Origin of the sequence: Mycobacterium sp. ELW1, from assembly GCF_008329905.1 — a bacterium.
In the GTDB taxonomy this organism is placed as follows: domain Bacteria; phylum Actinomycetota; class Actinomycetes; order Mycobacteriales; family Mycobacteriaceae; genus Mycobacterium.
This window is the reverse complement of sequence record NZ_CP032155.1, coordinates 5,648,914-5,660,735: the sequence shown is the minus strand read 5'-3', so window position 1 is coordinate 5,660,735 and position 11,822 is coordinate 5,648,914. Positions and strand designations below refer to the sequence as shown.

The 11,822-nt window shown below is 65.1% G+C and carries 9 protein-coding genes and 2 pseudogenes; 8 read left to right on the top strand and 3 right to left on the bottom strand.

The genetic code is table 11. From position 1 onward, the window contains the following. Positions 1–20: 20 nt before the first annotated feature. On the bottom strand, positions 21–266 hold the full coding sequence (locus tag D3H54_RS27175; protein WP_149382797.1) for a hypothetical protein: 246 nt from the start codon (positions 264–266) through the stop codon (positions 21–23). A 196-nt stretch (positions 267–462) separates the two neighbouring features. Here D3H54_RS27175 and D3H54_RS27170 point away from each other — a divergent pair, with 196 nt between their 5' ends. From D3H54_RS27170 to D3H54_RS27140, 7 genes and pseudogenes are all read left to right on the top strand, one after another. Next, positions 463–1,377, top strand: a complete 915-nt coding sequence (locus D3H54_RS27170) for an alpha/beta fold hydrolase (RefSeq protein WP_149382795.1) — start codon at positions 463–465, stop codon at positions 1,375–1,377. Continuing rightward, positions 1,374–2,195, top strand: coding sequence for a 2-oxo-hept-4-ene-1,7-dioate hydratase (gene hpaH, locus D3H54_RS27165; protein WP_149382793.1), 822 nt, complete (start codon positions 1,374–1,376; stop codon positions 2,193–2,195). The genes D3H54_RS27170 and hpaH overlap by 4 nt, the downstream gene beginning before the upstream one ends. Further along, positions 2,192–2,962 (top strand): aldolase/citrate lyase family protein, encoded by a 771-nt coding sequence (locus tag D3H54_RS27160; RefSeq protein WP_286199019.1) that lies wholly within the window; start codon positions 2,192–2,194, stop codon positions 2,960–2,962. The genes hpaH and D3H54_RS27160 overlap by 4 nt, the downstream gene beginning before the upstream one ends. Positions 2,963–3,002: 40 nt before the next feature. Next, a pseudogene (locus tag D3H54_RS27155) lies at positions 3,003–4,213 on the top strand (acyl-CoA dehydrogenase family protein). A 13-nt stretch (positions 4,214–4,226) separates the two neighbouring features. Beyond that, a pseudogene (locus D3H54_RS27150) lies at positions 4,227–5,257 on the top strand (acyl-CoA dehydrogenase family protein). After that, on the top strand, positions 5,254–6,405 hold the full coding sequence (locus tag D3H54_RS27145) for an acetyl-CoA acetyltransferase (RefSeq protein WP_149382791.1): 1,152 nt from the start codon (positions 5,254–5,256) through the stop codon (positions 6,403–6,405). The pseudogene D3H54_RS27150 and the gene D3H54_RS27145 overlap by 4 nt, the downstream one beginning before the upstream one ends. Then, on the top strand, positions 6,406–7,902 hold the full coding sequence (locus tag D3H54_RS27140; protein WP_149382789.1) for a class I adenylate-forming enzyme family protein: 1,497 nt from the start codon (positions 6,406–6,408) through the stop codon (positions 7,900–7,902). It abuts the gene before it with no gap. Between the two features lie 24 nt (positions 7,903–7,926). Here D3H54_RS27140 and D3H54_RS27135 read toward each other — a convergent pair whose 3' ends face one another. Then, the gene (locus D3H54_RS27135) at positions 7,927–8,463 is read right to left on the bottom strand and encodes a hotdog domain-containing protein (protein WP_149383774.1); all 537 of its coding nucleotides are present in this window, start codon (positions 8,461–8,463) and stop codon (positions 7,927–7,929) included. A gap of 225 nt (positions 8,464–8,688) precedes the next feature. On the opposite strand from D3H54_RS27135, the gene D3H54_RS27130 reads away from it, so the two are divergent. Next, positions 8,689–11,145, top strand: a complete 2,457-nt coding sequence (locus D3H54_RS27130; protein WP_149382787.1) for a CaiB/BaiF CoA-transferase family protein — start codon at positions 8,689–8,691, stop codon at positions 11,143–11,145. Here the strand turns inward: D3H54_RS27130 and D3H54_RS27125 are convergent. Continuing rightward, entirely contained in the window at positions 11,142–11,822 is a 681-nt protein-coding gene (locus tag D3H54_RS27125; protein WP_149382785.1) for a TetR/AcrR family transcriptional regulator, read from the bottom strand. The two genes, D3H54_RS27130 and D3H54_RS27125, sit on opposite strands and share 4 nt — an antisense overlap.

The following is an 11,822-nucleotide window of genomic DNA, read 5'->3' as shown; positions in this document are numbered from 1 at the left end:
GAGGTCGACCGCGGAGATGCTCACGATTGCTCCCGTGGCCGGCGCTCGCCGCGATAGTTGCCCACTCGCAGCCAGTCCTCGCGGTCTTCGGGGGTGGCAAGAGTGAAACTCGCCAATTCGAGGGGACATAGGAACACCTGTGTGCCGCCGTCGAGGTTTTCGATGAGCAGGCGGGGGCCGTTGCCGCTGACATCCAACGAGAGCCGCACCGCCGCGAACTCGTTGACGAGTTCGGCGAGCACGCGGCGTCCGGCCGGATTGTCCACTCCCCCGTTTTACCGCATACGACTGTCAGAATCAATCAACATCTGCAGCACGGTGGTTGGAACTGTAGGAATCCCGACTGTTCCATTTGCCCGTCTTTACGTGCGAACATGACGATTGTGCGAGCATGAGATGATGCATGGGGCGGCGTCGTAGAAAGTTGACAGTATTGTCAGAAGAACGGGATGAGGACGGTAAATGACCCACGCAGAGGCACCACACACAGAGGCCGTGATCGATACGTCGAACTACCGCAGCATCTGGCTGTACCTCAAGGAGCTCGAGTTCCGCCAGGGGTTTATCGACGTACCGGTCAACGGGACCGCCGTCCGCACCCGCTACGCGGAGGCGGGGAGCCCGGATAAACCGCACGTCATCCTTCTGCACGGCACCGGTGGTCACTGGGAGACTTTCGCGCCGAACCTCGCCGCGCTGTCCACGCATTTTCATTGCGTGGCCATCGACATGGTCGGAAACGGGTTCTCCGACAAGCCGGACTACGACTACGAAATCGCTGTCTACGTCGAGCATGTGGTGGGGGTGATGGACCACTTCGGCATGACATCGGCCAATTTCGTCGCCATGTCGCTGGGAGCGTTTGTCGCCTCGGCGATGTCCGTTGGTCACCCCGACCGCGTTGACCGGGTGATCCTGATGTCGCCGGCCGGACGGGAGGCCTCGGCGTCGAACATGGCGCGCATCCGCGCGGAACGAACGAAGGCGGTCAATGAGCCGACGTGGGAGTCATTGCATGCGGTCTTCGAGCATCTCATCGCGGACGAGGCCAATCGCTTGCCCGATTTGATTGGTCTCCGGCAGGCGGTGTACCGACGCGAGGACACCCGTAACACCATCGACCGGCTGTTGATTCTGCAGGACGAGAAGGTGCGCGAACGCAACTTGATTCCCGACGACGATTGGCGCGGGATCACCGCGCCGGTGATGATCGTGGCCTCCGGTAAGGACCACGGCGTGTACCAGGACACCGCGCGAACCATCGCGGACCTGATTCCCAACTCCGAGGTGTTCGAGATGGCGTCGGTACGGCATTGGCCACATTTCGAGGACCCTGAGGCGTTCAATGCTGCCGCCGTCGAGTTTCTGACGAGATGAGCCGCCCGGACCCCGACGAGCTCACCGACATCGCGCGTCGGCTGTACGAGGCCGAGCAGACTCGCACTCCCATCCGGCAGCTGTCGCTCGATTATCCCGGCATGACCATCGAGGACGCCTACGCCGTGCAACGGGCCCTGGTCGACCTCAAGCTCGCCGACGGCCGGGAAGTCAAGGGCCGCAAGATCGGATTGACCTCGAAGGTGATGCAACGGGCGGTATCGATCGACGAACCGGACTACGGCGCGTTGTTCGACGACATGTTCGTCGAGGACGGCGGTCGCATTCCGCCCGGTCGGTTCATCCGGCCGCGTGTCGAGGTCGAGCTGGCGTTCGTGCTGGGGGAGTCGCTTCAGGGGCCGGGCGTCACGATCTTCGACGTGCTGCGGGTCACCGAGTTCGTCACGCCTGCACTCGAGATCCTCGACGCCAGGGTGCAGATGTCGGATCCCGACACCGGTCATTTGCGCACGATCGTCGACACGATCGCCGACAACGCCGCCGACGCGGGATTGGTCCTGGGCGGGCGGGTGGTCCGGCCGCTGGACATCGACCTGCGCTGGGTGGCGGCGTTGCTCCTGCGAAACGGGACGGTCGAAGAATCGGGGGTGGCGGCGGCGGTGCTCAACCATCCGGCCAACGGTGTCGCTTGGCTTGCTAATCGGCTTGCGCCACATGGGGTCTCGCTGGAGCGGGGCGAGGTGATCCTGTCCGGGTCGTTCACCAAGCCCGTTTTTGCCGAACCGGGAGACACTTTTGTCGCCGACTACGGTCCGCTGGGCACGGTCTCGGTGACGTTCGACGGACCTACCTCGTGACGAATCGATGGACACAGCGCATCGGCGGCGGGTCGCCCCGGTTTGGCATGTGGCTGGCCTCGGGCAGCAGTTACGTCACCGAGATCTGCGCTGGGTCCGGAATCGACTGGGTGCTGCTGGATCAAGAGCATGCACCCAACGATCTGCGCTCGACGCTCGACCAGCTTCACGTGCTCGCCGGCTACCCGGACGTCGACGTGCTGGTGCGCCCGCCGGCGGCAGACCCCGTGCTCATCAAGCAGCTACTCGACATCGGTGCGCAGAACATCATCGTTCCGATGATCGACGACGCCACGATGGCGACGACGGCCGTCGCGGCCACCCGCTATCCCCCGGAGGGCATCCGGGGGGTCGGCAGCGCGCTGGCCCGCGCCTCTCGGTGGAACCGAATTTCTGACTATCTTGTCACTGCAGATGCAACGGTGTCATTGACCGTTCAGGTAGAGACGATGGCGGCCCTGGCCCAACTGGGGGAGATCGCAGACGTCGACGGAGTGGACGCGGTGTTCATCGGTCCTGCAGACCTCGCGGCATCTATGGGCAAACTCGGCCAGCCCGAACACCCAGATGTAGTGAGCGCCATAGAGACTGCTCTAGGCAAAATATCGGAGCACGGAAAGGCTGCCGGGGTCAACGCGTTCAACCAGCAGATCGCCCACAGGTATGTCGATGCCGGTGCGAGTTTCGTTCTGGTTGGGGCCGACGTGGCCCTCCTTGCCCGCGGGGCCGAAGACCTTGCGACCAAATACCGTCGATCGGAAGAGTGAACATTGTTTCTGACAAGTGTGTCACCTACAATCGGACACCATGGACCTCGACTTCACGCCTGACCAAGTCGAGTTTCGTGACCGGGTCCGGACGTGGCTGGACGAGAACAAGCCGGCCGAACCGCGGCCCCGCGACGATGCGGGCATTCGCGAATTCGACCTTGCCTGGCAGCACACCCAGTGGGAGGGCGGTTGGGCCGGGATCGCGTGGCCTGCCGAATACGGCGGCGGCGGACTTACGCTCTTGCAGCAGCTGATCTGGTACGAGGAGTATGCGGCGCGCGGCTTTCCCGGCATCGATGCCTGCTTCGTCGGCAATTCACATGCCGGCCCCACCCTGATCACCCGTGCGACGGATGAACAGAAGTCCCAACACCTACCCAAAATCCTTCGCGGTGAGGTCATTTGGTGTCAGGGCTTCTCCGAGCCCGACGCTGGATCGGATCTGGCCGCGCTGCGGACCAAGGCGGTCATCGACGGCGAGCACCTTGTCGTGACCGGCCAGAAGCTATGGACCAGCTTCGCCACCGTCGCCGACTACCAGGAACTGTTGGTGCGCACCGACAACACTGGCGGCAAGCACAAGGGCATCACCTGGGTGATCTGCGACATGACCACTCCGGGGATCGACGTGCGGCCGATCGAGACCATCGAGGGCGGCTCGGAATTCTGCGAAGTGTTCTACGACGATGTGCGCATCCCGCTGTCCAACGTGGTCGGCACGGTCGGCGAAGGATGGTCGGTCGCCATGGCGACGCTGTCGTTCGAGCGTGGTACTGCGTTCACCGCCAACCAGGTGCGGCTGGCAAAGATCATCGAGGATCTCATCGATTTCGCCCGCGACCATGTCGGTCCGGACGGTCGCAGACCCGCCATCGCCGACGACGAAATTGCACGGCGACTGGCCAGGGCGCGCGCCTCGGTTGCATCGTTGCGGGCGCTCACCTACACCAACATCTGCGAGGCCATGCAGACCGAAACACCGGGCCCGCGTGGCTCGATCGTCAAACTGATGTACGCCGAGCTGGCCAAAGAGATCGGCAAACTGGCGATGGACATCGTTGGACCGGCAGCGGTGCGGCATACCTCGCGCTGGGACGTCGACGGCTGGGTCGGCTACTACTACTACAGTTTTTCGCAGGCCATCGGGGTCGGCTACTACTACTACAGTTTTTCGCAGGCCATCGGGGCGGCACTTCGGAGATTCAGCGCAACATCGTCGGTGAGCGTGTGTTGGGACTGCCCCGATGAGAAGGAGATGGTCGTGAACCTCTTGCCTGACGCTGAGCAACTCGAAATAACCACGGCGGCAGGAGAATTCCTCGAGGAACGGATGCCCGTTTCGGGTATCCGAGCCAATCGCGATACGGATTCGGCGGTCCCTGCGGCGCTATGGCGTGAAGGGGCTGCGCTGGGTCTGCTCACTCTGGGACTCGACGAGGAAGCAGGCGGGTCGGGCCGTCCCTTCGACGACGAGGTGCTGCTGTTCATCGAACTCGGGAAGCGGTTGGCGCCGGGTCCGTTCCTGGCAGCTACGTTGGCAGCGCGGGTAGCCGTCGGCTGCGGGGATGTCGACCTCGGCGAGCGCATCGGCTCTGGAGCAAGCATGGTCGCACTCGCTGTGCTGCGCGGAGACGGCGATGTCGGGCCCGGACAACCCCTCAAAGGCACCTTCGACGTGTTCGAACCGGTGGGGGCGAGCTATGCGCTGGTGGTGGCGCGCGCCGGTGCCGGACTGGTCGACATCGAGAACCTTGGCCCGTTGGCCCGGATCGCCGCAGCGGACCCCGGAACCCGGATGGCTTCGGCCACAGTGGAGTCCGCCGAGCCGATGCACTGGTTGCCCGCTGAAAATGAGTGGATCTGGGGCCGTGCTGTTGTCCTTGGCGCCGCTTACCTCACCGGTCTTGCCGCGGCAGCCGCGGCGCTGGCGACCGAACACGCCAGGACGCGCGAGCAGTTCGGCAAGCCGATCGGTGTCCACCAGGCCATCAAGCACACCTGCGTGAACATGGAGATCGCCGCCGAAGCGGCGCAGGCACAGACGCTGTTCGCGGCGATCTCGTTGGCGGGGGCCGTGCGGATGCGCTCCTGCAGGTACTGGCTGCCGCCACGGTGGCGGGCACCGCGGCGGTCGACAACGCCGCGGCGGGCATTCAGGTGTTCGGTGGGATGGGTTACACGTTCGAGAACGACATGCACCTATATCTCAAGCGTGCCCATCTCTTTCGTCATCTCTTCGCCGAGCCGGCAGACGTACTGGCAGAGCTGCTCATTCAGGACCGTGCGCAGTGAGCGGAGCAGTCGCCATTGCCGGCGTTGCACTGTCCGATGTGGGCCGCGTCGACGACAAGGGTCCGTACGAGTTGATCGCGCAGGCCAGTCGCCGGGCGCTCGCTGACGCGGGGCTCACGCCCGGTGATGTCGACGGTCTGGCCTCCACCGGTCAGGGCACTCTGCCGCCGGTCGACGTCGGCGAGTATCTCGGGCTGCGGCCACGGTGGATCGACTCCACTGCGGTCGGCGGCGCGTCGTGGGAGGTGATGGCCGCGCACGCGGCCGATGCGATTACGGCCGGCCACGCCGACGTCGTGTTGCTCACCTACGGTTCGACGGCGCGCTCGGATCTGCGAAAGGGGTTGCGCGGCGCCAACATCAACTGGGGTGCTCGCGGACCACTGCAGTGGGAGGCGCCATACGGGCACACGCTGATCTCCAAGTATGCGATGGCAGCGCGTCGGCACATGTTCAGCTACGGCACCACCATCGAACAACTGGCCGAGGTCGCAGTGTCGGCGCGGTTCAATGCGGCCGACAACCCCGAGGCCTACTACCGCGAACCGATCACCATCGACGATGTGCTCGACGGTCCGATGATCGCGGACCCGTTCACCAAACTGCACTGCTGCATCCGCAGTGACGGCGGGGCGGCCGCCGTGCTCGTCAGTGCCGATCGAGCGAAAGATCTCAAGTCCAAGCCGATCTGGGTGCTCGGTGCCGCCGAAACCACCTCGCACATGCTCACCTCGCAGTGGGACGATCTCACTGTCGGCCCCGCTTCGGTCAGCGGACCCTTGGCGTTCGCGCGGGCCGGGGTAACGCCGTCCGATGTCGACGTGGCCGAGATCTATGACGCTTTCACCTACATGCTCCTGCTCACGCTGGAGGACCTCGGCTTCTGCCCGAAGGGCGAGGGCGGCCCGTTCGTGGAGAAGGGATCACTGCGACTTGGCGGTGAACTCCCCACGAACACCGACGGTGGGGGACTCTCCGCGTGCCATCCCGGGCAACGGGGCCTGTTTCTCTTGGTGGAGGCGGTGCGCCAGCTGCGGGGCGAATGCGGGTCGCGCCAGGTGCCCGGTGCGAAGATCGCCTGCGTCAGCGGCACCGGTGGGTGGTTCTGCTCCAGTGGCACCATGATTCTCGGTAACGAGCAGCCATAGATGGGTCGTGCTCCGCTGAGTTTCGCCGTTGCCGACACCCGGGCGATGTTGGAGTCAGCGGCCGCCGTGCACGGCGACATCGAGGCCTACGTCGAACCGGGGGCGCGAATCACGTTCGCGGATTGGATCGGCCGCGCCCGAGCCGTCGCGAATCAGTTCGCCGACCTCGGTATCGGCAAGGGCGACGTGGTGACGCTGTGGCTGCCGTCAGGCATCGACTACGCGACGTGTTACGCGGCCGCGGCCATGATTGGCGCGATCACCACCGGGCTCAACCCCCGGCTTGGCAGGCGTGAGATCGAATCGATTCTGCACCAAGCAGATCCGATGCTGATCGTCGCTGATGATCAGCTCGGCCCGTTACCGGACGTGGGGCGTCGAATTCTGCCCCGCAGTTCGCTGACCAAGGACACCTCGGCGTCGGCGCCACCAGCGGTGGAGCTCACCCGACGAGACCTCGTCGCATTGATATTCACCAGCGGCACGACAGGCACGCCGAAAGGCGCGGCCTATGACGCCGACCGACTGGCCGCGGGTGCCACCGCATCGGGTGTTATGAGTGCGCCATACGACCGGCGCCTCACGTCCACCCCGTTCGCGCACGCCGGGTACATGTTCAAGCTCTGGGACCAATTGGTATGGGGCAGCACGCTCATCGTGCCACCCAGTCCATGGTCGGCCGGCGGCATGTTTAATGTGCTGCGCGATGAGCGGGTCACGGTCGCGGGCGCGGTTCCGACCCAATGGGCCAAGCTCGTCGATCTCGACGAGGTGAGTAAACAGACATTGCCGCACTTGAGAATCGGCGTCGTCGCCACAGCACCGGCGCCGCCCCCACTGGTGCGGCGGGTGGCCGAACGAATCGGCGTCCCCCTTGTGGTGCGATACGCAATGACCGAATGCCCGACCATTTGCGGCACCGAACCCGGCGACACCCCCGATGTGCAATTCCGCACCGTCGGGCGGCCGGCCGAAGGTATGCGCCTTCGCGTCGGATCCGACGGCGTCGTCGAGGTCAACGGCCCCTGCGTTATGCGCGGCTATTGGCGAAACCCGGAACTCACCTCGGAGGTGTTGCAGGACGGCTGGTTGCGCACGGGCGATGTCGGTGTACTCGGTGCCGACGGCAACCTCACCCTGGTCGGGCGCAGTGGTGACATGTACATCCGCGGCGGCTACAACGTGCATCCCGGCGAGGTCGAAAAGACTCTCAGCGGTCACCCTGATGTCAAACAGGCTGCCGTGGTTGGGGTTTCCGCGCCGGTGATCGGGGAGGTGGGTGTTGCCTGCGTGGTCCCCGCGGACGGTGCAAGCCCACCGTCACTGGCCGATTTGCGCGCACATGTTTCGCTTGAGCTGGCCGATTACAAGGCGCCCGACGAACTGCTCATCGTCGACGAGCTGCCGCTGACGCCGATGCTGAAGCCCGATCGTCATGCACTACGTGAGCTGATCGCCCGGCACGACAGTGAGATTCAACGTCGGCGACCGAAGTAACGGCCGCCCGACACGCGCCGTCGCTCAGGGTTGGTCGGGACGCAACTCGATGAACAGCCCCTCCGCTTCGGCGCACAGGGTATCGCCGTGATGGAGTTCGGCGCGCAGCAGGCGCTTGCGTCCGTGTTCGCTGACGAACCAGGCCCGTACCGAAAGCTCCTTGCCTACCGGCGTGATGGATCGAAAGTCGGTGTGCAGATAGGCAGTTCGGGCCGGTGCTCGAGTGCCCGAGCTCGCCAGCCGGCCAAGTACCTCGTCGAAGAGCAGGGGAATGGCTCCGCCGTGTACAGCACCGCCTCCACCAAGGAAGTAACGACCGAACGTGACCGTGCCACGTACGCCCTGGGTGTCGCCCTCGGTCGGAATGAAGTTCGGGGACATGGTCTGTCCGCGCCCGGGTAGGTCGAGCCTGCGCGCGAAGACCTGCTTACGCTCCGGCACTGCCACTTCGACCAGCCGGTCAGCCCATCCGTTCAGGTCCTCGGCCAGGGTGATCGTCGTCGCGGTGTCCGGCGCCGCGGCGGCCACGGCATCGAGGAAACCGCGCAGCGCGTCGATCATCTCGCCGTACTCGGCGCCACCACCCGGACTGCGTACGGCAGGCTCTTCCCAGGTCCGCATCGTCGGAAATCCGCCCCGCGTGGCGGGCTCCTCGGTCATGTGCCAACCCGATCGCTCATCGCAAAAGACTAATGCATTGACATTAATCTTGGCCGCTGCGATGCTGGCGTGGCGTGCGTCACAACACGTAAAACGAGATACACGAGCTCACGCTAGGGAGCGAGTATGCGCGAAGCCAGTTCGGCGTCGGGCGGTCCGCTGGCCGGCCTCGTGGTGGTCGACCTGTCGACGACGTTGCCCGGTGCTCAGGCGACACAGTTCCTCGCCGACTGCGGCGCCGAGGTGATCATTGTCGAGCCGCCAGACGGCAGCCCGCTGCGCGACCTTCCCAGTTGGCCTGCCCTCCTGCGGGGCAAGCGAAGCGTGACCCTCGATCTGCACGACGACGCCGACCTTGGCCGGTTGCGAAAGTTGTTGCGCCGCGCCGACGTCATGGTGAATACCCTGCGGCCGGGCACCGCCGAACGCATCGGACTCACCCATGACACATTGTCGAAGGCCTACCCCCGGCTCGTCGTGGCGACGATCACCGGCTGGGGATCGACGGGCCCGTTCCGCGACTACAAGGGCTGGGAAGCCCTGGTGATGGCCAAGACCGGTGTCATGCACGAGAAGCGCGGACTTGCCGGGCGACCTGGCCCGGCGTTCACGACGTTTCCTTATGCGTCGTGGGGTGCGGCTCACGCCGCCGTTCAAGCTGTCCTGGCCGCGTTACTGGAACGCGATACAAGTGGGCTCGGTCAGACCGTCGAAACCAACTTGGTCACGGGCATGGGTTCGATGGATCCGTACAACTGGTTCTACGAACTGGTGCTCGATCGCTATCCGGGCGCCTTCGAGCCAATGGACGCCGCGTACGACGATCAGGGTCGACCGCAGGCCTACCTGATCTACGCCCTGCTGGTGTGTCCGACAAAGGACGGCCGCTGGCTGCAGTTCGCGCAAGTGTCACCGAAGTTGATCGGAGCGTGGCTCACCGAACTGGACCTGCTCGCTGAGCTCGCCGACCCGAAGTGGCAGGGTTTTCCGATGCTGCCGACACCCGAACTGCGCACGGAATGGTGGGACATGATGATCGAGCGGGTCGGCGCTCGCACCCTTGCCGAGTGGCAGCAGGCCATGGCGGAAAACCTCGACCTCAGCGGTGAATTGTTCCGAAGCCCAGAGCAATCGCTGGAACATCCGCAGACGGTGCACGACGGCCGTGCCGTCACCGTCGTCGATCCCGAACTCGGGCCGGTGCGGCAACCGTCGACGCTCATACACGTGGACGGCAAGCCGCTGACCGAGGTGCGCCCCGCGCCCCGACTTGGCGAACACCACGAGTCGATGATCCTGGCGGAGTCCGTCGAACGTGCGGCGACGACGTCGGGGCCCGTCCCCAGCGATCCGCCGCTCAAGGGCACCACCGTCCTCGAGTTCGGCAGCATGTTCGCCGGGCCGTACGGCGCGACGCTATTGGCCGACCTCGGTGCCCGCGTCATCAAAGTCGAACCGCTCGAGGGTGACAACATCCGCAACCTTGTGGCGTTCCCCGAAGCCGGTGGCGCGAAGGTGTTGCAGGGCAAGGAAAGCGTCGCGATCGACTTCACCAAGCCGGAAGGGCTCCACCTGGTGTACGAGCTGGCCAAGCGGTCCGACATCGTGCTGCAGTGCTTCCGCGGGAAGGCGGCCGAACGATCGAAGATCGACGAGGCCTCGTTGCGTGCGGTGAACCCGGACCTGGCGTTCGTGACGACTTCGGGGTATGGCGTCGACGGGCCGTTTGCACACCGCGCGGCTTACGCGCCGTCCGTCGGTGCGGCATCCGGGTTGGCACTGATCGACAGCCACGACACCGGCGAGGCAGCCGCAGACCTGGACGACCTCCATGCCAGGGCGGTCAAGCTTCACGCCGGCGGCGCCGTCCCCGCGGTTCAGTCCGACGGCATCGCGGCCCACGGTGTCGGTTCGGCGATGTTGGTTGCGCTGTACGCGAAGCGCAGGGGGCGGACGCTGACGAACGCGGTCACCACGATGCTCGGCACCGTGCAGCAGGCAATGATTCCGTACAACGCGAGCTACCCGACCCGGCCTGCGGACGCCGCCGCCGACGACGAATTCTTCGGATTGAACGCGCTGTACCGGATGTACCGGGCCGCCGACGGTTACGTATTTCTCGCCGCACCGCTACCGCGCGAGTGGCCCGCACTGGCAAAGGCCATGTCGCCCTACCTCGATCTACATGCCGACGAGCGCTTTGCCGACGCCGACTCCCGCGCCGCCCACGACGCCGACCTGATCGCCGCACTGACGCCGGTGTTCGCGACCAAGACCAAATCGGAGTGGGAGCAAGAACTTTCGGCACAAGACGTAGGGTGTGTCGAGGTGACCGAGGCGAACTCGGAACTCGTGCTGCAGACCGATTCGTACTATGAAGCAGGGTATGCCGTCGACGCGGTCAGTCCGATCTTCGAAGAACATCGCCGGCTCGCACCATTGTGCCGGTTCTCGCGGTCACAAACGAGGGCCGACGCGGGCTGCACCATTGGCCAGCACACCGATGCCGTGCTGCGGGAGTTGGGGCTCGACGACGACGCCATCGCCGACCTACGCGCCAGGGAGATCGTCGGCGGGAGTTAGTCGCCGTCGGCCATCAGCGCGCGCGTTTCGTAGGACACCGGCGCGGTCAGCATGCCGACCCAGGTATCCACGTAGTTGTGCAACTGCGCCTCACTGATTCCGTGCCCGGACCGGGCGGCGGCGGCCAGCACGTTGATGAGGCTGATGTACAGCTGAAACGTCCGGCCACGTCGAATTCGCTCCGGCAGGTCCTGCAACGCGGCGTCGACCACGTCTTCCAGCTGCTCCTGCGTGAAGTCGTCGTCGACGTGTTCGGGCCAGTAGTCGCTGCGCGCCCGGGGATCCTCGGCGAGCCGCGCCAGGAACGGCGCGAACATCTCGCCGTTCGCGATGCTGTTGGCCAGTGGACGCACCAGCAGCCACACCACGGCTCGCGGATCCGCTTCCTTCCCTTCGTCACGCATGCGCGCGAGCATTGCCTTCCGGTCGGTACCCAACGAGGCTTGGCGGTAGGCGATCAGCGCTCGGATAAGGCCATCGCGAGACCCGAAGTGATAGCGGATCACCGAGGTGTTCGATTGGCCGGCGGCCTCTTGGATCTCCCGCAGCGTCACGGCCTCGATCCCGCGGGTGGCGAACAAGCGTTCGGCCACCTGCATCAGCATCACGCGAGTCGATTCACCCGAGGCATTGCGCCGGCGCACACCCGCGGCCGATTCAGTGTCCAACTCCGTCAC